The organism is Umezawaea sp. Da 62-37 (assembly GCF_032460545.1).
In the GTDB taxonomy this organism is placed as follows: domain Bacteria; phylum Actinomycetota; class Actinomycetes; order Mycobacteriales; family Pseudonocardiaceae; genus Umezawaea.
Map to the genome: position 1 here is coordinate 8701071 of NZ_CP135965.1, position 22431 is coordinate 8723501.

General features: G+C 70.8%; 21 protein-coding genes. 16 read left to right on the forward strand and 5 right to left on the reverse strand.

Annotation, left to right across the window (positions count from 1 at the left end; genetic code table 11):
• Positions 1-8: 8 nt before the first annotated feature.
• A complete protein-coding gene (locus RM788_RS39630; protein WP_315924893.1) occupies positions 9-491 on the reverse strand; it encodes a hypothetical protein in 483 nt (160 codons plus the stop codon).
• Positions 492-2048: a helix-turn-helix domain-containing protein gene (locus RM788_RS39635; RefSeq protein ID WP_315924895.1), complete on the reverse strand. Its 1557-nt coding sequence runs from the start codon at positions 2046-2048 to the stop codon at positions 492-494. It lies immediately after the preceding gene.
• A gap of 288 nt (positions 2049-2336) precedes the next feature.
• Here RM788_RS39635 and RM788_RS39640 point away from each other — a divergent pair, with 288 nt between their 5' ends.
• The 12 genes from RM788_RS39640 to RM788_RS39695 all read left to right on the forward strand — a co-directional run bounded on the left by RM788_RS39640 (position 2337) and on the right by RM788_RS39695 (position 13827).
• The gene (locus RM788_RS39640; protein WP_315924897.1) at positions 2337-2834 is read left to right on the forward strand and encodes a hypothetical protein; all 498 of its coding nucleotides are present in this window, start codon (positions 2337-2339) and stop codon (positions 2832-2834) included.
• 903 nt (positions 2835-3737) lie between these two features.
• Positions 3738-4016 carry a Rieske (2Fe-2S) protein gene (locus RM788_RS39645; protein WP_315934874.1) on the forward strand — a complete coding sequence of 93 codons (279 nt, stop codon included), beginning with the start codon at positions 3738-3740 and terminating at the stop codon, positions 4014-4016.
• 100 nt (positions 4017-4116) lie between these two features.
• Entirely contained in the window at positions 4117-4605 is a 489-nt protein-coding gene (locus RM788_RS39650) for a Rieske (2Fe-2S) protein (RefSeq protein WP_315924902.1), read from the forward strand.
• Positions 4606-4663: 58 nt separating this feature from the next.
• Positions 4664-6622 carry an excinuclease ABC subunit UvrC gene (uvrC, locus tag RM788_RS39655; RefSeq protein WP_315924904.1) on the forward strand — a complete coding sequence of 653 codons (1959 nt, stop codon included), beginning with the start codon at positions 4664-4666 and terminating at the stop codon, positions 6620-6622.
• 26 nt (positions 6623-6648) lie between these two features.
• Positions 6649-7506: an RNase adapter RapZ gene (gene rapZ / locus RM788_RS39660; protein ID WP_106196900.1), complete on the forward strand. Its 858-nt coding sequence runs from the start codon at positions 6649-6651 to the stop codon at positions 7504-7506.
• A 5-nt stretch (positions 7507-7511) separates the two neighbouring features.
• Positions 7512-8576: a gluconeogenesis factor YvcK family protein gene (yvcK, locus tag RM788_RS39665; RefSeq protein ID WP_315934875.1), complete on the forward strand. Its 1065-nt coding sequence runs from the start codon at positions 7512-7514 to the stop codon at positions 8574-8576.
• On the forward strand, positions 8567-9553 hold the full coding sequence (whiA, locus tag RM788_RS39670) for a DNA-binding protein WhiA (RefSeq protein WP_106196850.1): 987 nt from the start codon (positions 8567-8569) through the stop codon (positions 9551-9553). The genes yvcK and whiA overlap by 10 nt, the downstream gene beginning before the upstream one ends.
• A 587-nt stretch (positions 9554-10140) precedes the next feature.
• On the forward strand, positions 10141-11145 hold the full coding sequence (gene gap, locus RM788_RS39675) for a type I glyceraldehyde-3-phosphate dehydrogenase (protein ID WP_315924911.1): 1005 nt from the start codon (positions 10141-10143) through the stop codon (positions 11143-11145).
• A gap of 8 nt (positions 11146-11153) precedes the next feature.
• A complete protein-coding gene (locus RM788_RS39680) occupies positions 11154-12317 on the forward strand; it encodes a phosphoglycerate kinase (RefSeq protein WP_315924913.1) in 1164 nt (387 codons plus the stop codon).
• Positions 12317-13105 carry a triose-phosphate isomerase gene (tpiA, locus tag RM788_RS39685; protein WP_315924915.1) on the forward strand — a complete coding sequence of 263 codons (789 nt, stop codon included), beginning with the start codon at positions 12317-12319 and terminating at the stop codon, positions 13103-13105. The genes RM788_RS39680 and tpiA overlap by 1 nt, the downstream gene beginning before the upstream one ends.
• A 92-nt stretch (positions 13106-13197) precedes the next feature.
• A complete protein-coding gene (gene secG / locus RM788_RS39690) occupies positions 13198-13431 on the forward strand; it encodes a preprotein translocase subunit SecG (protein ID WP_106196853.1) in 234 nt (77 codons plus the stop codon).
• A 51-nt stretch (positions 13432-13482) separates the two neighbouring features.
• The gene (locus RM788_RS39695; RefSeq protein WP_106196854.1) at positions 13483-13827 is read left to right on the forward strand and encodes an RNA polymerase-binding protein RbpA; all 345 of its coding nucleotides are present in this window, start codon (positions 13483-13485) and stop codon (positions 13825-13827) included.
• A gap of 134 nt (positions 13828-13961) precedes the next feature.
• Here the strand turns inward: RM788_RS39695 and RM788_RS39700 are convergent, their stop codons facing one another.
• On the reverse strand, positions 13962-14798 hold the full coding sequence (locus RM788_RS39700; protein ID WP_315924918.1) for a hypothetical protein: 837 nt from the start codon (positions 14796-14798) through the stop codon (positions 13962-13964).
• 181 nt (positions 14799-14979) lie between these two features.
• Between RM788_RS39700 and RM788_RS39705 the strand changes: the two genes are divergently transcribed.
• Entirely contained in the window at positions 14980-15804 is an 825-nt protein-coding gene (locus tag RM788_RS39705; RefSeq protein WP_315924920.1) for a hypothetical protein, read from the forward strand.
• Complete coding sequence (locus RM788_RS39710) at positions 15801-17456, forward strand: serine/threonine-protein kinase (RefSeq protein WP_315924922.1); 1656 nt, start codon at positions 15801-15803, stop codon at positions 17454-17456. The genes RM788_RS39705 and RM788_RS39710 overlap by 4 nt, the downstream gene beginning before the upstream one ends.
• Before the next feature lie 24 nt (positions 17457-17480).
• Here RM788_RS39710 and RM788_RS39715 read toward each other — a convergent pair whose 3' ends face one another.
• Both RM788_RS39715 and RM788_RS39720 read right to left on the reverse strand, forming a co-directional pair.
• A complete protein-coding gene (locus RM788_RS39715) occupies positions 17481-18707 on the reverse strand; it encodes a sensor histidine kinase (RefSeq protein WP_315924924.1) in 1227 nt (408 codons plus the stop codon).
• A gap of 158 nt (positions 18708-18865) precedes the next feature.
• Positions 18866-19741 (reverse strand): LysR family transcriptional regulator, encoded by an 876-nt coding sequence (locus tag RM788_RS39720; RefSeq protein ID WP_315924926.1) that lies wholly within the window; start codon positions 19739-19741, stop codon positions 18866-18868.
• Positions 19742-19802: 61 nt separating this feature from the next.
• Here RM788_RS39720 and RM788_RS39725 point away from each other — a divergent pair, with 61 nt between their 5' ends.
• Together RM788_RS39725 and RM788_RS39730 are read left to right on the forward strand one after the other, a co-directional pair.
• Positions 19803-20651 (forward strand): LLM class F420-dependent oxidoreductase, encoded by an 849-nt coding sequence (locus RM788_RS39725; RefSeq protein ID WP_315924929.1) that lies wholly within the window; start codon positions 19803-19805, stop codon positions 20649-20651.
• 86 nt (positions 20652-20737) lie between these two features.
• Positions 20738-22309 (forward strand): alkaline phosphatase D family protein, encoded by a 1572-nt coding sequence (locus RM788_RS39730; protein ID WP_315924931.1) that lies wholly within the window; start codon positions 20738-20740, stop codon positions 22307-22309.
• Positions 22310-22431 lie beyond the last annotated feature (122 nt).

Genomic DNA, 22431 nt, shown 5'->3' on the forward strand with positions numbered 1-22431 from the left:
CACCCGAATCACCCCCGCCGAGCCACCTCCGGCCACACCACGACCACCGGCACCCCGCTCGCCCGAGCGTGCTCCACCACTTCCCCCGTCCCACCCCTCCCACCAGCGGGCTGCCCGTCCCACACAGCCACCAGCAGTTCCACGCTCGCCAGCATCCGCTCGTTGGCGGCCACGTAAGCCTGCCTCCCGGACAGCATGAAGGGCAGCACGCTGACGATGTCCGCCTTCGAGATCAGCTCGTCGTACTCCGCCACCCCGTCGGGTTTGATCTTCGCCCGGTAGTCGCTGGCGGGCAGCACGACCTCCACCTTGCCGCCCATCTCCAGCACCACCCGCGCGAACACCTGGTCTGCGCCGGGGGCCAGGCAGGTCACCCCGATCAGGGATGACCCGCCCGCCGTCTCCTCGTGGAGCACATCGCGGATCGCCGCACGCACGGCGTCCACGCACTCCGGCACCAGATTGCTGTGCCCGGTGATGCCGATCCGCATTCAGGCCGTCCGCATGGCGCGGATCGCGTCGCGCGTCTCCTGGACTCCGGGCAGGTCCCGGTGCCGCTCCGATTCCTTCGCGAAGTCCTGGAGCTTGCGCAGCACCCGGCCCGAGGAGAGCCGTTCCGCGGTCGGCAGGACCTCGTTGATGAGGTGGCAGGCCTCTTCCGGCTGGCCCGCCACCATCTTGGTGCGCGCCAGGCCGATCACGTCGAACGCCCTGTTGCGCACCAGCGACGGGTCGCGCAGGTCGAGCGCCCGCCGGATGTGCTTCTCGGCCGCTACCGCCAGCCGCGGGTCGTGCCCCGCGGCCAGGTCGCGCGTCCGCGCCCCGATGACGCCTTCCATCTCGGCCTCGTCGAAGCTGTGCAGCCACCTCGGCTCGTCCTTGGCCTTGCGCTGGCTGAAGCTGTCCTGCGCCAGGCCGACGACCCTTTCGAACTCCCGCACCTGACCCATCTGCGCGTACGCCCACGCCTCCCTGGTCAACAGCAGGGACTGCAACGTCGGCGTGGCCGTGCGCCGGGTGCCGTACTGCGCGAGCTGCACCAGCTCCAGCCCGTCCTCGGGACGTCCGAGGTCGAACATCTGCCTGGCCATGGCGGCCAGGCACAGGGCGGCGAACGGGTCGTTGCGGCCCGCCTTCGCCATGCGGACGGCCAGCACGTAGTAGCGCTGGGCCGCGTCGTGCAGCCCCGCGTCCCACGACATGCTCGCCGCCACCTTCGACAGTTCCGCACCGATGAAGAAGGCCCGTTCCGTCGTCGGACCCGCCGGTGCTCGTGACAGCCTCTCGGCCAGTTCGTCCAACTGGCCCAGCACCGCCTTGCGGGCCAATCCGAACCCGCCCCGCCCGCTCCAGCCGCGCAACCCGTCCGCGACGCGCTGCAACGCCGCCAACTCCTCCTCGCTGATCGCCGAACTCGACGACCACCGGGACATCGTCTGCAACGGATGTAGCCACCGCTGAAGCGGTTCGACCAGTGCGGGACCCACTGCAACCGCGGCCGCTCCCGCGAGCGCCGCTCGTCTGCTGATCGCCAAGTCGTTCCTCGCCGTCTCCTCGACCGATCGGGCAATGCTCGACGCGTCCCACGCCGCGGCGAGCACATCGGGCGGGGCACCGGTTTCCGGGCCCACCTGGCTTTGGATTCCGGCCCGGTCGAACCACAACCGGTCACCGGGAATGCCCAACGCCTGCGCGAAGTGGCGCAGTCGGTCCATCCGGTCGATCGGGTTCTCACCGCTCTCGTACCGGGAGAGTTGCGCTTGGCTGATCCCGAGCCACCCCGCCATGCGGTCCTGGGTGACCCGGCTGACGTGCTGGGGGTGGTGGCGGTACGCGGCGAGGACCGCGCCCATGTCGCGCTCCGCCAGCGCGCCGGCGATGGCCAGGTGGTCCCAGAACTCGGCGGGCACCCCCGGCGGTCCGAAGACGTCGATCCGCGCGTTCCGCCTGCACCGGTGGCAGAGCCGATCGGTGTTGTCGGCGGCGATCAGCGCCCCGCACGGGCATGCGCGCCTGGAACTGGATCCCCTGGGGCTGATCTCTGCCATGGCTTTCGCTCCCGTCACTGAGCGTGCACAACAGTGTATGTCCTGGTGATCGGGAGTCCATGCATTTCGTGCATAAGTCGCGGTCGGCATCGTGAAAGCCCGAACGCGACGCCGAGTGGCGGATGCAGCCGATGCACCCGGTGCATGAGGCGCACCCGCAGGGCGTGTGGTGCCGGGGCCGCCGCGGACGGACCCTGCACCCATCACCGACAACGGGTTGATCCCCGTGCCGGAGGACACCACGAACGTCCAGGAGTGCGACCACCCGACCAGGGAGGACGACAGCCGATGAGCATCACCGCCGCAACCACCGCCGAAACCGCCAAGGGGCGGCCGGGGGCCCCGCACAGCCGGGCCCACGAGCAGTTACTCGGCGAGGCGATCGCCGGGTACCGACTGCTCGGCTGGCGGGTATCCGTCACCGAGCAGGGCGTCTTCCTGCTGCTCGGCCCCTCGACCACCGCACTGGTCATGCCCGCCCGCATCGGCTCGCGGGTGCTGGCCGACCTCAAGGCACGAATGCTCGCCGGACCGGTCACCGTCATACCCGGCCCGCGCGAGCACTGGATCTTCCTGGCCGAACTGGTGGCGCTGCTGCCCACCCACCTCAAGGCCCCGCCGGAGGTGCAGTTCGTCCGGTCCCCGCAGCGCATCGCCCTGCCGCCGACCATGACCCGCTACGGCTCGCTGCGCTGGGCGAACCCGCCCTCGCACAGCAGGCACTGGTTCCCGCCGTTCACCGCGGTGCTGGCACTGGCGAGGAGCGCGACGGCCAACGACCGGTGATCGGGTGAGGGCGGGTCCTGGGGCCTGCTCTCGCTGGGGTTCCGGTTGTTGTGGGAGTCCGCTGCCATCGGGGACGGGGCAGCGGAGGAGGGCGCCTGCGCGGCGTGATCGGCCGCGTCGGGGGCCCGCCGCGATGCACCTGGTTGCGGAGATCCCGGACCAGGTGCTCGGAACTGGCCTCGCTTGTCGTGGGGGTGGGTTTGTCGGGTGGTCGGGTGTGGTGGCTGCCTTGTGGGGGTGCTGGGGGGCTCTGTGCTGGGGGCTTTGTGCTGGGTCGTTGGGTTTCGGTGGGTGGGGTGGGCTTGTCCCTCGAAACCGGGTAGCGGTGCCGTGCGGGGTCGTCGGGTGTCTTCGGCTGGTGTGGTGGTCGCCGGGTGCGGGTGGGTGTCGTGCTGGGTCGCCGGTGTCGGATCCATGTTCTCCGGGTGCGGCCGGCTTGACTTGGGGCCCCTTTTTCGGCCCTCGGCGGTCTTGAAGGGCAGGTGGTGAAGCTCCTGCCCGCCGCCGAAAGTGTAGGGCCGAAAACCCCAAGTCAAGCTGGCCGCACGGCGGACGAGTGCTGCTCGGTCGGCTGTGGTCGGGGGCTCCTGCTCGGCGGGTCGTGGTCGGCGGGTCGTGGTCGGTCGCTTTGCTCGGTCGGCTGTGGTTGGTCGTTTGCCCGGCGGGCCTGTGGTTGGGGGTCTTGTTCGGTGGGTGTGTGGTTGGGGCGGCGTCAGGGCGGGGCTGTGACCTGCTGCGGGCGGCTGGGGTGGTTGGTGTTGTCGCGGGCAGACTGGTCGGGTGAATCGTCGAACTCTTCTGTGCGGGCTTGCCGCGCTCACCGTCACGGGGTGTGGCACCACTGCCACTGGCAGGAAGACTCCCGGTGTGGGGAGTGCGAAGGCGGGGGATCGGGTCGCGGCGGTGGGGGACGTGCCGGTTGGGGGTGGGGTGCTGGTGGACATGCCCGGCGATGGCCAACTGCTGCTCGTCCGGCCCTCCGAGGGTGTGGTGAAGGCGTTCAACCCGGCCTGTCCGCACCAGGGCACGACGGTGAATCCGCCGACCGGGGGCGAGATCACGTGTCCGACGCACCGCAGCGGGTTCGATCCGGCGACAGGGGCGGTGAGGTCCGGACCTGCGCCTAAGGGGCTGACCGAGGTGGCGGTGGTGGTCACCCGGACGGATGTGGTTCTCGCCTGATCGGTTCGATATGCGTCGAATACCTGAACTCTTGATCGACCGATCGCGTAATTGGTTGGTGTACCCGAACCACCACACCCACCACCAAGCGGAGGATCGGTTGACTTCCCTCACCGAGAACACGGCCCTGACGTCCCGCAGGTCGATGCTGTGCGGTCTTGCCGTCGCGATGGTCGTGCCCGGCGGTCTCGCCGCGTGCTCGACCACGACCAGCAGCCCCAGCACCGGGACCGGCGGGACGACCGGAGGCGGTTCGACGCCGACGGACGGGACCGGAACCGGAACGACGGGTGGCGCGGCGGCCGGGTTGGCGGCGTTGGCGGACGTGCCGGACGGCGGCGGGCTGATCGTCGAGTCGGGGGGCAAGCCGCTGGTGCTGACCCGGACCGGTGAGACCGTCAAGGCGTTCGGCGCTGCGTGCCCGCACCAGGGCACGACGGTCGGCGCGCCCGCGGGCGGCGTCATCACCTGCCCGAACCACGGCAGCCAGTTCAGCGCCACCGACGGCTCGTTGAAGAAGGGGCCCGCGACCAAGGGGCTCACCGAGGTGCCCGTGAAGGTCGCCGACGGTCAGGTCGTCATGGCTTAACGAGCACCTCGGGTCGGCCACGCGAAGAACTGTCGGTGGCCGCACGTAGGCTTGTCGCGTGGCCGACCCGTCGACCTACCGCCCCTCGCCCGGCACCATCCCGGAAGCTCCCGGCGTCTACAAGTTCCGCGACGCCGGCGGCCGTGTGGTGTACGTGGGCAAGGCAAAAAGCCTGCGTTCCCGGCTGAACTCGTACTTCGCCGACCTCGCCGGGCTGCACGACCGCACCCGCCAGATGGTGACCACGGCCGCCAGCGTCGAGTGGACGATCGTCAGCACCGAGGTCGAGGCGCTCCAGCTCGAGTACAACTGGATCAAGGAGTTCGACCCGAGGTTCAACGTCCGGTACCGGGACGACAAGTCCTACCCGGTCCTCGCGGTCACCCTGAACGAGCAGTACCCCCGGCTGCACGTCTACCGCGGCCCCCGGCGCAAGGGCGTCCGCTACTTCGGCCCGTACGCGCACGCGTGGGCGATCCGCGAGACGCTGGACCTGCTGCTGCGGGTGTTCCCCGCGCGCACCTGCTCCGCGGGGGTGTTCAAGCGCCACGGCCAGATGGGCCGCCCCTGCCTGCTGGGCTACATCGACAAGTGCTCGGCGCCGTGCGTCGGCCGGGTCAGCGCGGACGAGCACCGCGACATCGTGGACGACTTCTGCGACTTCCTCGCAGGCAGGACCGACGCGATGGTGCGCCGCGTCGAGAAGGAGATGCTGGCCGCCTCCGAGGAGCTGGAGTTCGAGCGGGCCGCCCGCCTGCGCGACGACCTGGGCGCGCTGCGCCGGGCGCTGGAGAAGCAGGCCGTGGTGCTCGGCGACGGCACGGACGCGGACGTGGTCGCGTTCGCGCAGGACGAGCTGGAGGCGTCCGTCCAGGTCTTCCACGTGCGCGGCGGCCGGGTGCGCGGCCAGCGCGGGTGGGTCGTGGACAAGGTCGAGGACGTCGACGTGCCGGGGCTGGTCGACCAGTTCGCCACCCAGTTCTACGGCGAGCAGGTCGAGGGCGCGGAGTCCACCGGTGTGGTCGCCATGGCCGTTCCGCGCGAGGTGCTCGTGCCGGAGCTGCCCGCCGACTCCGAGGTCCTCGAACGCTGGCTGAGCGACCTGCGCGGCAGCAAGGTGCAGATCAGGGTCCCGCAGCGGGGCGACAAGCGGGCGCTGATGGAGACGGTCGCGCGCAACGCGCAGGAGCAGTTCCAGCTGCACAAGCTCAAGCGCGCGGGCGACCTGACGGCCCGGTCGGCGGCGTTGCAGGAGCTCCAGGAGCTGCTGGGCCTGGACACGGCGCCGCTGCGCATCGAGTGCACGGACATCAGCCACGTGCAGGGCACGGACGTCGTCGCCTCGCTCGTCGTGTTCGAGGACGGGCTGGCGCGCAAGTCCGAGTACCGCCGGTTCGCGATCCGCGAGGCGGCCGACGAGGGCGACGTGGCCTCGATCGCGGAGGTCGTGCGCCGCCGGTTCCAGGCGTTCCTGAGGGAGACGGCGAACGACGTGCCCGGCCAGGTGCCGGGCATCGACCCGGAGACGGGCAAGCCGCGCCGGTTCTCCTACGTGCCGAACCTGCTGGTGGTCGACGGCGCGGGCCCGCAGGCGCAGGCCGCCGCGGACGTGCTGGCCGAGCTGGGCATCACCGACGTGGCCGTGATCGGCCTCGCCAAGCGCCTCGAAGAGGTGTGGGTGCCCGGCGAACCCGACCCGGTGATCCTGCCCCGCGCCAGCGAGGCCCTCTACCTGCTGCAACGGGTGCGCGACGAGGCGCACCGGTTCGCCATCGCCTACCACCGGCAGAAGCGGTCCAAGCGGATGATCACCTCCGAGCTGGACGAGGTGCCCGGTCTCGGCCAGACCCGCAAGGCGGCTCTGCTCAAGCACTTCGGCTCGCTCAAAAAGCTCCGCGAGGCGAGCGTCGACGAGATCAGCGGTGTGCCCGGCGTGGGCAGGCGCACCGCGGAAGCCGTGCACGCGTCCCTGACGGCGGGGAGCGGCGCGGCCAGCACCGAAGGGGAAAAATCGTGAGTGCACCGGCCGGCGAGAAGTCCGGCATCGAAGTCGCGGTCGTGACCGGCCTGTCGGGAGCGGGTCGCAGCACGGCCGCGAAGTGCTTGGAGGACCTCGGCTGGTTCGTGGTCGACAACCTGCCGCCCGAGCTGATAGCGACCATGGTCGAGCTGGGCGCCCAGGCGCGCGGCGCCATCACCAGGGTCGCGGTCGTGATGGACGTGCGCAGCCGCGCGTTCACCGAGGACCTGGCCGCCATCATCAAGGACCTCGACGCCCGCGGCTACAAGCCGAAGGTGCTGTTCCTGGAGGCGACCGACGACGTGCTGATCCGCCGCTTCGAGGCGGTCCGGCGCGGCCACCCGATGCAGGGGGACGGTCGGCTGGCCGACGGCATCGAGTCCGAGCGGATCCTGCTGACGCCGCTGCGCGAGGAAGCGGACCTGGTGCTGGACACCTCGGCGCTGTCCATCCACCAGCTGCGCGCCAAGATCGAGGACACGTTCGGCACCGAGTCGGCGACCCGCACCCGCGTCACGGTGCTGTCGTTCGGCTACAAGTACGGCCTGCCGATGGACTCCGACCTGGTCATGGACGTCCGGTTCCTGCCGAACCCGTTCTGGATCCCCGAGCTGCGCGAGCAGACCGGCCTGGACGGCGACGTGCGCAACTACGTGCTCAGCCAGGAGGGCGCCGAGGAGTTCCTCGACCGCTACCACGAGCTGCTGCGCCTGATCGGCGCGGGCTACCGGCGCGAGGGCAAGCGCTACCTGACCCTCGCGGTCGGCTGCACCGGCGGCAAGCACCGCAGCGTCGCGATCTCCGAGGAGCTGGCGTCGCGGCTGGCCACCGAGGACGGCATGGCCGTGAAGGTCGTCCACCGGGATCTGGGTCGCGAGTGACGGGAATGCCGTCGGCCGGGCCGACAACCGGGCGGAGCGGCTCGGGGCACCTCAGGGCGGTGGCGCTGGGCGGGGGCCACGGCCTCCACGCGACGCTCACCGCGCTGCGGCTGATCACCGACGACGTGACCGCCGTGGTCACCGTCGCCGACGACGGGGGGTCGTCCGGTCGGCTGCGCCGCGAACTCGGTCTGCTGCCGCCCGGCGACCTGCGCAAGGCCATGGCCGCGCTGGCGGGCACGGACGAGTCCAGCCAGCTGTGGACCAGCCTGTTCCGGCACCGCTTCGGCGGCACCGGCGCGCTCGCGGGCCACGCGGTCGGGAATTTGGTGCTCGCCGGGCTGTTGGAGCAGTTGGGCGACCCGGTCGCCGTGCTGGACGAGGCGTGCAAGCTGCTCGGCGTTCGCGGGCGGGTGCTGCCGATGAGCGTGCAGCCGTTGCAGATCGAGGCGGACGTGATCGGCTTGGACGAGGACGCGGCGCAGGTTCGGCGCATCCGCGGCCAGGTCGCGGTCGCCACCACCCCAGGCCGGGTGCAGCGCATCCGGCTGCGGGGTCCCGGTGGCGAACGGGCGCGGGGGTGCGCGCAGGCGGTCGACGCCGTGCTGGGAGCCGACGTGGTGCTCCTCGGACCGGGGTCGTGGTTCACCAGCGTCCTGCCGCACCTGCTCGTGCCGGAACTGCGCGAAGCGCTCGAGGCGACCGCCGCGAAGCGCGTCGTGGTGCTGAACCTCGTCCCCCAACCGGGCGAAACCGAAGGCTTCTCGCCGGAGCACCACCTCGACGTGCTGTGGCAGCACGCGCCCGATCTCAAGATCGACGCGATCATCGCGGACGTCGATTCGGTGCCCGTCCCGGACCGGTTGCGCCGCGCAGCCGCTGCTCTGGGCGCTGCGGCACTCCTCTCGCCCATCGCGGAACGGGGCGAACCGGAGCGCCACGACCCCGTCGCGTTGGCCGCGAGTCTGCGCCACGCGTTGGGTGGCCCAGGTGAAAGCGCCGGTCAGGCGTCCAGTACAACGCTCCACAGGAGTAGTCAGCACAGGGGAGGCGAGGAATCATGGCGATGACCTCGGCGGTCAAGGACGAGCTGAGCAGGCTCGCCGTCTCGAAGACCTGCTGCCGCCGTGCCGAGGTGTCCTCGCTGCTGCGGTTCGCCGGAGGCCTGCACATCGTGGCCGGCCGGGTGGTGGTGGAAGCAGAGGTTGACCTCGGGTCCACGGCGCGCCGTTTGCGCCGCGAGATCCACGAGCTCTACGGGCACCAGTCGGAGGTCTTCACGATCACCTCCAGCGGCCTGCGCAAGGGCACCCGGTACGTCGTCCGGGTCGTCAAGGACGGCGAGGGCCTGGCCCGCCAAACGGGCCTGCTCGACCCGCGCGGCCGCCCGGTACGCGGCCTACCGGCCCCGGTCGTGTCCGGTGGCGTCTGCGACGCGGAGGCAGCCTGGCGCGGCGCCTTCCTCGCCCACGGGTCCCTCACCGAACCCGGCAGGTCCTCGTCACTGGAGATCACCTGCCCCGGCCCGGAAGCCGCGTTGGCCCTGGTCGGAGCAGCCAGGCGCATGGGCATCGCCTCCAAGTCCCGCGAGGTCCGAGGGGCCGAACGGGTCGTCATCCGCGACGGCGACGCCATCGGCGCCATGCTCACCAGACTCGGTGCCCACGACAGCGTCCTGGCCTGGGAAGAACGCCGGATGCGCCGCGAAGTCCGAGCCACCGCCAACCGGCTCGCCAACTTCGACGACGCCAACCTCCGCCGCTCGGCCCGCGCCGCGGTCGCCGCCGCGGCACGGGTGCAACGCGCACTGGAGATCCTCGGCCCGGAGGCCCCGGACCACCTCGCGGCCGCAGGCGCCCTGCGCCTGGCCCACCGCCAGGCCTCACTGGAAGAACTCGGCCAACTGTCCGAACCCCAGATGACGAAGGACGCTGTTGCCGGACGCATAAGGCGCCTGCTGGCCATGGCCGACAAGCGCGCCAAGGACCTCGGCATGGACGACACCGAGTCGGCCGTCACAGCAGACATGCTCGAAGCCGAGGTCTGACCGACCCCGCGTCGACCGTGCCCAGTTGCCCCGTCCCCGATCGATCGGGGACGGGGCACTGCCATACCCACCGCCTCGACCGCGAAGCCGGGCAAACTGGCTGGTCGAGCACGGGAGCGAGCGCGCCCGCTTCTTGTGCGGCCGATTTGACTTGGGGTTTTTGGCCCTGCACCCGCTCAGCGGGCAGGCTTTCACCCCTGCCCCTTTTGGGCCCGCAGGGCCAAGAAGAGGGGCCCCAAGTCAAATCGGCCGCACCCGGAGAACGGCGGGCACCGCTGCCCAGTTTTGAGTGACAAGCCCCACGGGCCCGGTGCCGACTGAAGCCCCACAGGTCCGACTCCGAGCAGCCCGCCCAACATGCCCGGTTTCAGGCAGGCGACACCCCCTCCCCGGACCCCAATGCTCAACTTCTGGGATTAACACCCCCGCAACCTGGATTTTCTTGCTCGATCAAGAGATCCTGTAGGTCCACGTGACCAGCGCCGCAACGGTGGGGATAGTCTGGCCGTGGCTTTCCGACAGCCCACACGTACAGCCCATCCGTACGCCCTGGCGCACCCGCCAGTCGAGTATCGAGGAGACGCACCGTGACGGTTCGCGTAGGTGTCAACGGTTTCGGCCGCATCGGTCGCAACTTCTGGCGCGCCGTTCAGGCCAGCGGGCACGACATCGAGATCGTCGCGTTCAACGACCTCGGTGACGTCAAGACCATGGCTCACCTGCTGAAGTACGACAGCATCCTCGGCCGCCTGCCGTTCGAGGTGTCCACGAACGAAGAGGGCATCGTCGTCGACGGCAAGACCATCAAGGCGCTGGCCGAGCGCGACCCCGGCAAGCTGCCCTGGAAGGACCTGGGCGTCGACGTCGTCGTCGAGTCCACCGGCTTCTTCACCGACGCGAACGTCGCGCGCAAGCACATCGACGAGGGTGGCGCGAAGAAGGTCATCATTTCGGCGCCCGCGAAGAACGACGACCTCACGATCGTCTTCGGCGCCAACGAGGAGAAGTACGACGGCACCCAGTCCGTCATCTCCAACGCCTCGTGCACCACGAACTGCCTCGCGCCGCTGGCGAAGGTCCTGCACGACACCTTCACCATCGAGCGCGGTCTCATGACCACGATCCACGCGTACACGCAGGACCAGAACCTCCAGGACGCGCCGCACAGCGACCTCCGCCGCGCCCGCGCCGCCGCGATCAACATCGTGCCGACCAGCACCGGTGCCGCGAAGGCCATCGGCCTCGTCCTGCCGGAGCTCAAGGGCAAGCTCGACGGCTACGCGCTGCGCGTGCCGATCCCCACCGGCTCCGCGACCGACCTCACCGTCACCGTGGGCCGCGACACCACCGTCGAAGAGGTCAACGCCGCCTACCAGGCCGCGGCCGAGGGCGCGCTCAAGGGCTACCTGCGCTACAACACCGACCCGATCGTGTCCTCGGACATCGTGACGGACCCGGCGTCGTGCATCTTCGACGCGCCGCTGACCAAGGTCATCGGCAACCAGGTCAAGGTCGTCGGCTGGTACGACAACGAGTGGGGCTACTCCAACCGCCTCGCGGACCTGGTCAACCTCGTCGCCTCCAAGCTCTGAGGATCACGTTGAAGACTCTTAGCGACCTGCTCGCCGAGGGTGTCTCGGGTCGGCGCGTCCTCGTGCGCGCCGACCTGAACGTGCCCCTCGACGGCGACAAGATCACCGACGACGGCCGCGTGCGCGCGTCGGTGCCCACCATCAAGGCGCTCACCGGCGCCGGTGCCCGCGTCCTCGTGGCCGCGCACCTCGGCCGCCCGAAGGGCGAGCCGGACCCGAAGTTCTCGCTCGCCCCGGTCGCCGTGCGGCTCGGCGAGCTGCTCGGCGCCCCGGTCGAGATCGGGACCGAGACCGGCGCCGACGGCACCGTCGTGCTGCTGGAGAACATCCGCTTCGACGCCCGCGAGACCAGCAAGGTCGACGCGGAGCGCGAGGCCCTCGCCGACGAGCTGGCGGCCAAGGCCGACGCGTTCGTCTCCGACGGCTTCGGCGTCGTGCACCGCAAGCAGGCGTCGGTCTACGACGTCGCGAAGAAGCTGCCCGCCTACGCGGGCGGTCTCGTGCTGTCCGAGGTCGAGGTGCTGCACAAGCTCACCGAGGACCTCAAGCGCCCGTACGTCGTGGTGCTCGGCGGCGCGAAGGTGTCCGACAAGCTCGGCGTCATCAAGAACCTGCTGTCCAAGGTCGACCGGCTGCTCGTCGGCGGCGGCATGGCGTACACCTTCCTCAAGGCCCAGGGCCACGAGGTCGGCAACTCGCTGCTCCAGGCCGACCAGCTCGACCAGGTGCGCGGTTTCCTCGCCGAGGCGGAGGAGCGCGGCGTGGAACTGGTGCTCCCGGTCGACGTGCTGGCCGCGACGGGCTTCGCCGCCGACGCCGAGCACGAGGTCGTCGCCGCGACCGCGATCCCGGCCGACCGCGAGGGCCTGGACATCGGCCCGAAGACCCGCGAGCTGTTCGCTTCCAAGCTGGCCGACGCGGCCACCGTGTTCTGGAACGGCCCGATGGGCGTGTTCGAGTTCGAGGCCTTCTCCGGCGGCACGCGCGCCGTCGCGGAAGCCCTCGTCAAGAGCGACGCCTTCACCGTCGTCGGCGGCGGTGACTCCGCGGCCGCCGTGCGCGCGCTGGGCCTGCCCGAGGACGGGTTCTCGCACATCTCCACCGGTGGTGGGGCATCCCTGGAGTTCCTCGAGGGCAAGGAACTCCCCGGCGTTTCCGTTTTGGAGCAGTGATGGCCTCCCGTCTGCCGCTCATCGCGGGCAACTGGAAGATGAACCTCAACCACCTCGAGGCCATCTCCCTGACGCAGAAGATCGCGTTCTCGCTGCCGGAGAAGTACTACGCCAAGGTCGAGGTCGTGGTGCTCCCGCCGTTCACCGACATCCGCAGCGTGCAGACGCTGACGGACGGCGACAAGCTGCTGCTCAAGTACGGCGCGCAGGACATCTCGCAGCACGACTCCGGTGCCTACACCGGTGACGTCTCGGGCCTGATGCTCGCCAAGCTCGGCTGCAGCTACGTCACGGTGGGGCACTCCGAGCGCCGCGAGTACCACAACGAGTCCGACGAGCTGGTCAACAGCAAGGTGAAGGCCGCGCTCAAGCACGGCATCTCGCCGATCCTGTGCGTCGGCGAGCGGCTGGAGGTCCGCGAGGCGGGCAACCACGTCGAGCACTGCAACACCCAGCTCGTCGAGGGGCTCAAGGGCCTCACCGGCGAGCAGGTCGCGAAGGTCGTCGTCGCCTACGAGCCCGTTTGGGCGATCGGCACCGGCCGCGTGGCCAGCTCCACCGACGCGCAGGAGGTCTGCGCGGCGCTCCGCGTCCAGCTCGCCGAGTCCTACGGCGAGGAGGTCGCGGCCACCGTCCGCGTGCTCTACGGCGGTTCGGTGAAGTCCGGCAGCATCGGCGAGCTCATCGCGCAGAAGGACATCGACGGCGCCCTGGTGGGCGGCGCGAGCCTGCAGGCCGACGAGTTCACGAAGCTCAGCGCGCTCGCCGCGGGCGGTCCACTACCCTGATCCCCATTCGTCCCCATTTTCCACAGGGTGGGTCCACGTTCGGCAGTTGAACCGGTACTCTGTGGCGTCAACTGCCTGACAGCGAGGAAGAAATGATCCTGTTCCTTCAGATCCTTTTGATCGTGTCCAGCCTGCTGCTGATTCTGCTGGTCCTGCTTCACCGCGGCCGTGGCGGCGGTCTGTCCTCGCTGTTCGGCGGCGGCATGCAGTCGAGCCTGTCCGGTTCCAGCGTCGTGGAGAAGAACCTGGACCGCCTGACGCTGTTCGTCGGCGCGGTGTGGGTCATCGCCATCGTCGGGATCGGGCTGCTCGTCAAGGTCGGCTGAGCTCGGGTCTATCAGGTGCAGGACAACCACGTGGTGGGGGTGTAAGGGTCGATGGCTGGTGGTAACGCGATTCGCGGTACCCGCGTCGGCGCAGGTCCGATGGGCGAGTCGGAGCGCGGTGAGTCAGCGCCTCGGAATCGGGTGTCGTACTGGTGTGCCAATGGGCACGAGTCACGGCCTTCGTTCGCGATGGAGGCGGACATCCCCGAGGTCTGGGACTGCCCGCGCTGCGGGCTCCCGGCCGGACGGGACGAGCAGGCCCCGCCTGCTCCTCCGCGCAACGAGCCGTACAAGACGCACCTGGCGTACGTGAAGGAACGGCGTTCCGACGCCGACGGCGAAGCGATCCTCCAGGAGGCGCTGACCAAGCTGCGCAAGCAGCGCGAAGTGCCGTAAATCGGACTACGGCGAAGGCCCGCACCTTTCGAGGTGCGGGCCTTCGCCGTGTGTTGGGCCGAATGCGCGTGCATTCGCATGGGACGTTTTCCGGAAAGCGTTTCCGCACAATTCGGTGCGGAAGCGATTCGCCGTCAGTTCTTGGCGGGCAGTCGCAGCGCGCTGAACTGGCGGCGCAGCATCGTGGCCCCGATCAGCACGAAGAACACCAGCACCACGAGGGTCGACGACGTGCCGCTGGTCGCGCTCGTCAGCGACACGTCGACGCTGCCGACCAGCAGGATGTCGCACTGCGCGCGGATGACGTGGCGGCCCGGTTCGATCGTGCTGAACTCGACCGGCGCGCTGAACTTGCCCGAGCCATCGGCCTTCGCCTTGCCGACCTCCTCGTCGAGCGAGCTGAGCTGGACGTCCGAGCCGGGGGAGCAGCCGGTGCCGGTCGCGTTCAACGGCTCGCCGGGCTGGATGTTGTCCTTGTCCAGGGTCAGCGCGCCGTCCCCGATGAGGGGGAGCGTGCTGGAGGAACCGCTGCCGCTCGACGACGGGGCTGACGAGGAGGACGAACTGGGGTCGGTCGTCGTGGTGGTCGTGGTCGTCACGCCGGGCGGCAGCGTGGCCGTGGTGGTGGTCGGCGCCGGGTTCGTGACGACGGGCGGGGGCGTCGTGGTGGTCGTGACGGCAGGGGGAGTGGTGGTCGTGGTCGGAGGGGTCGGCACCACGACGGTGAACGTCGTCCGCGCCGTGTTGCACGCGCCTTGCGCGACAACGGTGTGGAAGCCCGCCGGTGCGCCCGCGGGCACGGCCACGCCCGCGGACCCGCCGCGCGAACGACCGGTCGTGCCGCTGCCGATCGCCTGCTGGTTGTCCCAGAGGATCGTGACGCCGTCGCCCTTCGCGCAGACGTAGGTGAAGTCGGACCAAGTCGCGGTGAACCCGTCGCCGGGCGCGGCCGAGTTGGGCGACGCCGTCACGGACGGTGGCACCTGCGCCACGGCGGGTGTGACCGCGAGCACCGTAACGGCGCACACGGCTATGCCGAGTACACCCAAGGACCTGGTAGCCCGCATGCCATCTCCCGGAATGTGTCGCTGTCAGCGGCGCCGGAATGTAGCATCCGCCCGCAGAACGCCGTGCTGAACTTCGAGGTGCCATGTGAGACGTTTGTCCGGCGTTGCGGGTTCACTCCTGTTGTGCGGGATTTTCCTGGGGTCGGTCCAGACCGCCTCCGCGGCGGATGGCGGGATCACCCTGGACGCCACCGTCGACCGGAAACCGGTCGGCGGGACCGAGCGGCTGGTGCTCGACTCGGCCAAGTCGGTCCGGGTCGAGGTGACCGTCCACAACGGGACGGACGCCGTGCGCCACGTGAAGACCGTCCGGCTGTCCGGCACGGCGCTGGCGCTGACCTTCTTCGCCTACGACACGACGCTCCCGTTCGACGTGCCCGCGCGGGAGACCGCCACCCGCGCGTTCGTCCTCGACCTCGCCGACCTCGGCGGCCAGGCCACCGGCCTGCTGCCCACCGAGATCGAGGTGCTCGACAACGCCCGCGACGTCGTCGCCTCCGTCGAGGCGACCGGTGACGTGCGCGGCTCGATGTGGTCGGTGTACGCGGTGTTCGGCCTCGGCGTGCTGCTGCTGACCGTGCTGTCCTGGGCGGGCGCGCTGTTCGCGCTGGCCCGCCGCAGGCTGCCCGCGAACCGGTGGCAGCGCGCGATGCGCTTCCTGCCCGCAGGCATCGGCACCGGGCTCGTCGCCGTGATCTCGTTGTCCGTGCTGAAGCTGATGGCCCCGTCGCCGACCGCCGAGATCCCGTTCATCCTCGGCGCGGCCGCCATCGCGCTCGGCCTCGGCTACCTCACACCGCACCCCGGTGACGCCGAGGCGGCCGACCGGTTCGACCGCGACTTCGACCACGAAGAGGCACCCCTGACCGAGCGCGTGACGCGGCCGCTGCCGCCCGGCGGTGTCGTGTGAGCATCGCTCCGAGCGTGGTCGCCGCGCTCCCGCAGTACCAGTTGGGCGAGCAGATCGGCTCCGGCGGCATGGGTGTCGTCTACTCGGCCGTGCACCGCCCCCTCGGCAGGCCCGTCGCGATCAAGCGGCTGCCCGGCCTGCTCGCCGAGGACCAGAAGATGAGCGCCCGCTTCGAGCACGAGGCGCGCCTGCTCGCGCGGTTGGACCACCCGCACATCGTCCCCGTCTACGACTACGTCCAGAACCACGGCGAGCACCTGCTGGTCATGGAGAAGCTCGACGGCGGCACGGTCTGGTCCAAGTTCACCGAGGACGGCCTCACCGCCGGGCAGGCCTGCGCGATCGGCCTCGCGACGCTGTCCGGCCTGCACGCCGCCCACGGCGCCGGCGTCCTGCACCTGGACGTGAAGCCGAAGAACCTGCTGTTCACCTCGTCGGGCGTCCTCAAGGTCGCCGACTTCGGCATCTCCCAGGTCGTCAGCGAGGGCGCCACCTTGATGACCCACGCGGGCCAGGTGCTCGGCACCCCCGCCTACATCGCCCCGGAACAGGCGCTCGGCAACCCGCTCACCCCCGCCGCCGACGTCTACGGCGCGGGCACGGTCCTCTACGAACTCCTGTCCGGCACGCTGCCGTACGAAAGCGGCGGCGGCGCCCTCGCCATGATCCAGCGCCACGTCTACCAGGAACCCCGCCCCCTGGACCCGTCCGTCCCCCGCCCGCTCGCCGAGGTCGTCATGCGCAGCCTCGCCAGGGACCCCCAGGCCCGCTACCGCAACGCCGAGACGTTCGCCATCGACCTCGCGGGCGCCGCCGCCCAGGTCTTCGGCCCCGACTGGCTCACCCGCCTCGGCGTCAGGGTCCACCTCTCCCCGGCCGTCGCGACCGGCAGCACCCGGCCGTCACTGCACCCGACGCAGCCGAGGGAAACGCTGGCACTGGGCCAGAACCGCGTCCGCGCCACCGTCGTCGAGCACACCACGCCCGCACCCCAGCTGGGCAGTCAGACCCTCATCCCCGCCAGCTCCGTGCTGGCCGAGGCGCGACCGCGCAAGACCCCGCGCTGGTTCGCCCTGGCGGGAGCCCTCACCGCCGTCCTCATGCTCGTCCTGCCGTTCTCCGTCACCGGCCGCAACCTCACGACGCTGCCCGCGGACCTGAGCGCGCCGGTCGTCGTGCCGTTGCCGGACGTCCCGTCCGCCCAACTGCTCGTCTCCGTGGCGGGCATCGGGCTCGCGGACGTCACCGCCGACCCCAACACGGGTTTCGAACTGCCGGGCGTCACCCGCTGGATCGTCGGCGGCGCGGCGGTCGGCACGGTGAGGACGGGCGCGGAAGACCGCGAGTACCTGATCACCCCGCCGCAGAACCCCATGCTCAGCATCATGGGCGTCGGCAGCGCGGTCCTGCTCCTGTTCACCCTCGCCTACCTGGAGTCGATCCTGCGCTCACTGCGCAGACGACAGGCGGGCGCGGGCGCGGTCGTCATCGCCGCCCCGCTGGGCTTCGGCCTGGGGATAGCGGTCTGGTTCCTGCCGACGGTGCTGCTGCGCAACGAACCCGCCCTGCTGCCCACGATCGCCTGCGGACTGCTCGGCGCGGCCTCTGCCGTCTGCATCGCCGTCGCGACCCGCCGCCGGGCAGCGGTCTAGCCGCTGCCCGGTTCCGGGCGAACCTCACCGCAGGGTGGGGATCTCCACCTTGACCAGGAACCCGCCGTCCTCGGTGGCGCCCGCCTCGAACACCCCGTTCAACAGGTTCGCCCGCTCCCGCAGCCCCATCAACCCGTGCCCCCCGCTGGGCAGTGCCCCACCCACGGGCACGTGCTGCGCGGGCGGCGCCCCGTTGCGCACCTCGACCCGGAGCGCGTCGTCGTCCAAGTCCACCCGGACGGTCACCACAGCCCCGTTCGCGTGCTTCCGGATGTTCGTCAACGCCTCCTGCACGGTCCGGTAGGCCGCCCCCGAGATGGGCGCCGGCATCTGCGCGGTCCCCAGCACGGTCAACGTCACCGGCATCCCGGCCCCGGCCACCAGCTGCGCCAACTCCTCCACCCCCGGCTGCGGCGAGTCGTCCCCCGAGGTCGTCCGCAGCACGCTCACCAACTGCCGCAACTCGTCCAGCGTCCGCGTGCTCAACGTCCGGATCGTCCCGGCCACCTGCTTCGCGTTCTGGTCCACCGAAGCCATCCGCAACGCCCCGGCCTGCATCGCGATCAGGCTCACCTGGTGCGACACCACGTCGTGCATCTCGCGCGCCAACCGGGCCCGCTCGTCCGCCCGGATCGCGTGGGCGTGCAGCAGCCGCTCCCGTTCCCGGCTGACGGCCAGCTCCGCGATCCGGTTCGCCAGCTCGGCCCGCGCGTGCGCCAGCAACGCGATCGCCAACGGCAACCCGGCGACGAGGAACCCGTAGATCGCGTTGTGCACGTGCTGCTGCCACTCGGCGGCGAGGAACTTGTCCGGCGGCCACCAGAAGAACCGGGCCGCCCACACCAGTGCCGCGCCGACGATCGTCTGCCACCCCAGCGCCTTGCGCCGCGCGACCGTGCCGAGCGCGATCATCGCCGCCAGTTCGGACCAGCCGACGAAGAACCCCGGCACGGTCAGCAGCAGCGTGAGGAACGGGAACTTGCGGCGCAGCACCAGGGCCGCGGCGGCGACGCCGGACAGCACGAGCGAGTACAGCTCCGCGTCGCGGTTCCAGCTGTAGCCGAGCCACACGTCGGCGGCGCCGACGAGCACCGCGGCGACGTCCAGCAGCAGCTGGCGGTGCTTGGTGAACCACGCCCACCTGGTCGAGACCCGCGGTTCCGCGGGTGCGACCGGTGTGGCGGACATGTCGGCGTCGGGGCGTCGCCGCACCGCGTTGCCGACCAGGACCCGACCTCCAGAGTCACCCAACTGCCGATCCTCACCGTACTGCGCCGGTGTCACGGTTGGCATGGCCGCCCCTTCACCCCGGCGCACCTGACGTGCCCCGTTACCCATGGAGACGAGTCGAACACGGGAACGGGACGTTTGAGTCCGCAGAACATGGCACAAATGTGCGGACGCACACGTCAAGCGCACAAACAGCGCACGCAGGACTCGACGAACACCCGCACGGCCTCCCGCCGATCGGCCCCGCGCCACACGACGGCCAGCTCGCTCGGCGGCAGCCCGGTGACGGCCCGGTAGACGACGTCGTCGCGCGGCTCGACGCTGCCGGACGCGAGCAGCACCACCCCGAGCCCGGAGGCGACCGCCTCGAACGTCTCGTCGGACGTGGCCGCCTCGGCGGCGACCTTCGCCGGCCGTTCGCGGTGCGCGGTCGCCAGCCAGAAGTCGCGCAGCTCCCCGGCGGTGGCGGGCAGGGCGATGAACGGCTCGTCCAGCAGCTCACCGAACGGCACCACGTCGGCCTCGGCCAGCCGGTGCCGCAGCGGGAGCGCCACCCACCGCTCCTCGGTGCTGACCACCCGCCACGCGAAGTCGCCGTGGTCGGGGACCGGCAGCCAGGCGATCGCCACGTCCACGTCGCCGCCGCCGAGCCCGGCCGTGGAGTCGGCCCACGACACCTGCCGGAAGTGCAGTCGCCAGTCGGGCAGCTCCGCGCCCATCCGCGCCGTGACCGACGGGATCAGCCCGCGGCCGATCCGGGTCTGGAAACCCACGGTCAGCGTCGTCGTGCCCACCTCCACGACCGCCCGCCGGGCCGCGTCCCACTGCTCGATGATCGCCCGCGCCCTCGGCAGCAGCTCCTCGCCCGCCGCGGTCAGCCGGACCGCGCGCCGGTCGCGGTCGAACAGCCTCGTCCGCAGCGACGTCTCCAGCTGCCTGATCTGCTTGCTCAACGCGGGCTGCGAGACGAACAGCCGTTCCACGGCGGCGCGCGTGAAGCTCAACTCCTCGGCGACCGCGACGAAGTACCGCAGGTCCAGTACGCGCACATCCATAGCCGCAGGTTATTGCAGCGGGTCTTGGACGTCCGGGTGGTGGCCGGCCGACGATGGGCGCATGGACATCGGTGTGTTCGGCCTCAACGCCAAAGCGGCGGTCGGCCCAGGGGAAACCGCGAAGCTCGCCCGCAAGGCCGTGGAACTCGGCTACACGTCGTGGTGGGTCGGCGAGCACGTCGTCCTGCCCACCCCGCGCACCCAGGACACCCCCATGGATCCGCTCGACCCGATCCTGGACCCGTTGGTGCACCTGGCCTTCGTCGCCGCCGTCACCGACCGGCTCGAACTCGGCACCGGCATCGTCATCCTGCCCCAGCGCAACCCCGTGGTGCTCGCGAAGCAGGCCGCCAGCCTCGACGTGCTCAGCGGTGGTCGGTTGCACCTCGGGGTCGGGGTCGGGTACCTGGAGCCGGAGATGACCGCGATCGGCGTGCCGATGGCCGACCGGGGTCGGCGCACCGACGAGTACCTCGACGCGATGACCGCGCTGTGGACGCAGGAAAACCCGAGCTACCAGGGGAAGTACGTCTCGTTCGACAACGTCGACGCCCATCCCCGCCCGGTCGGCGGCCCCAGGGTGCACGTCGGCGGCCACAGCCCGGCCGCGTTCCGCCGCGCCGTCGCCCGAGGGCACGGCTGGATCGGCAACGGCACTAGCCCGGCCGACCTGGAAGCCCACCTGGCGGGCCTGGCGAAGGCCGCGACGGAGGTGGAACGGCCGGCCCGGCTGGGGAAGTTGGAGATCACCTTCATGCCCGTCGAGCCGGTGGAGTTCCCCGCGGACGACGCCGCGCGGTACCGGGACCTGGGCGTGGACCGGCTGCTGGTCTACCCGCTGCCCGTGGAGGACCCGGCGGACGTCGTGGCGCTGATGGAACGCCAGGGCGATCTGCTGCGTGGTATCTGAGACGGCTGGCTGGAGTTCGTCGGCGGTCGTCCGGGCGTTCGCTATGGTGCGGGCGTCAACCGGGGATGATCAAGGGGGAAGCATCCATGTCGGAGTTCGTTCTGAGCAGGCGCAAGGCGCTGGTGGGGGCGGCCGCGGCCGTCGGCGCGGTGGTGGTCGGGTCGCCGTCGGCGCTCGCGGAGACCGCCGGTCCGTTCCTGCTGGGTGTGGCCAGCGGTGATCCGCTGCCCGACGGGGTCGTGCTGTGGACCCGTCTGGTGCGGGAGGCGCCGTTGCCGGACCGCGCGGTCGCGGTGGGGTGGCAGATCGCGGAGGACGAGCGGTTCTGCCGGGTGGTGAGGTCCGGGGTGGCGTCGGCACGGCCGGAACTGGCGCATTCGGTGCACGTCGACGTGCGGGGGCTGCTCCCCGGCCGGGAGTACTTCTACCGGTTCCGGACCGGCGCGGACGTGAGCCCGGTGGGGCGCACCCGGACCACGGGGTCGGATCAGCGGCTGCGGCTGGGGGTGGTGAGCTGCCAGGACTTCCAGAACGGGTACTGGCCCGCCTACGTCGGACTGTCCGAAGAGGACCTGGACGTGGTGCTGCACCTCGGGGACTACATCTACGAGAACGATCCCGGCAGCCGGTTCGCGGATCGGGTGCACACCACACCGGAGACGCCGGGGCTCGGCCAGTTGCGGACGCTGGCCGACTACCGGGCCCGGCACGCGCAGTACAAGGGGGATCCGGCGTTGCGGGCCGCGCACGCCGCGCACCCGTTCGTGTCCACTTGGGACGACCACGACGTGGAGAGCAACTACGCGGGGCTGGTGGACGAGGCGGACGACACCGGAGCCGAGCACCAGACGCCGGAGGAGTTCGCGCTCCAGCGGGGCGCCGGGTACCAGGCGTACTACGAGCACATGCCGATCCGGGCGACCCTGGTGCCGAGTTCCGGCGGGTTGCGGATCTACCGGCGGTTCGACTTCGGCACCCTGGTGCGGCTCAACGTGCTGGACACCCGGCAGTACCGGACGCAGCAGCCGGGCGGGTTCCCCGACAACATCGGCCCCGAGCAGCCCGGTGCGGGCAACACGGCGGGCACGCTCACCGGCGCCGAGCAGGAGGCGTGGCTGAACGAGGGCCTCACCGGGTCGCCCGCGCGGTGGAACGTGATCGCGCAGCAGGTCATGATGGCCCGCACCCGGCTGCCCAACCCGTTCCCGCCGCACGTCCCGCCGACCGTGGTGAACCTCGACCAGTGGGACGGGTACCAGCCGCACCGCGAACGCCTGCTGCGGTTCGTGGAGGAAGCCGCGGTCGCCAATCCGGTCGTCCTCGCGGGTGACATCCACTCGACGTGGGTAAACGAGCTGCGGACGAACTTCGACGACCCGGCCTCGGCGCCCGTGGCGGCGGAGTTCGTCGGCACGTCGATCAGCTCCGACTTCCCGGTGGCGCTGGACGGCCCGGTGAAGGCCGCCAACCCGTCGCTGAACCCGCACGTGAAGTACTTCGACGGCCTCAAGCGCGGCTACCTGCGCTGCGAGGTCGACCGCGACCAGTGGCGCACCGACATCCGCAACGTCGCCACCATCGAAGTCCGGCAATCCCCCGTCACCACCACCGCGTCCTTCATCGTCGAGGCAGGCAATTCCACCATCCACCCGGCCTGACCACCCGCGAGTCGAACACCCAGACACCCCGTGTCGAACCTCCAGACACCCAGGTTCCCGTTGGACGGCGGAACCAGGGTGCGTGGGTGAAGGACTCGGGGTGTCTGGGCGTTCGACACGGG

Excerpts from the sequence above, each read along its gene's own strand:
- RM788_RS39695 (WP_106196854.1), top strand. The coding sequence starts at position 13,483 with ATGGCTGGTGGTAACGCGATTCGCGGTACCCGCGTCGGCGCAGGTCCG.
- RM788_RS39640 (WP_315924897.1), top strand. The coding sequence starts at position 2,337 with ATGAGCATCACCGCCGCAACCACCGCCGAAACCGCCAAGGGGCGGCCG.
- RM788_RS39630 (WP_315924893.1), bottom strand. The coding sequence starts at position 491 with ATGCGGATCGGCATCACCGGGCACAGCAATCTGGTGCCGGAGTGCGTG.
- RM788_RS39725 (WP_315924929.1), top strand. The coding sequence starts at position 19,803 with ATGGACATCGGTGTGTTCGGCCTCAACGCCAAAGCGGCGGTCGGCCCA.
- whiA (WP_106196850.1), top strand. The coding sequence starts at position 8,567 with ATGGCGATGACCTCGGCGGTCAAGGACGAGCTGAGCAGGCTCGCCGTC.
- RM788_RS39730 (WP_315924931.1), top strand. The coding sequence starts at position 20,738 with ATGTCGGAGTTCGTTCTGAGCAGGCGCAAGGCGCTGGTGGGGGCGGCC.
- yvcK (WP_315934875.1), top strand. The coding sequence starts at position 7,512 with ATGCCGTCGGCCGGGCCGACAACCGGGCGGAGCGGCTCGGGGCACCTC.
- tpiA (WP_315924915.1), top strand. The coding sequence starts at position 12,317 with ATGGCCTCCCGTCTGCCGCTCATCGCGGGCAACTGGAAGATGAACCTC.
- RM788_RS39720 (WP_315924926.1), bottom strand. The coding sequence starts at position 19,741 with ATGGATGTGCGCGTACTGGACCTGCGGTACTTCGTCGCGGTCGCCGAG.
- RM788_RS39635 (WP_315924895.1), bottom strand. The coding sequence starts at position 2,048 with ATGGCAGAGATCAGCCCCAGGGGATCCAGTTCCAGGCGCGCATGCCCG.
- secG (WP_106196853.1), top strand. The coding sequence starts at position 13,198 with ATGATCCTGTTCCTTCAGATCCTTTTGATCGTGTCCAGCCTGCTGCTG.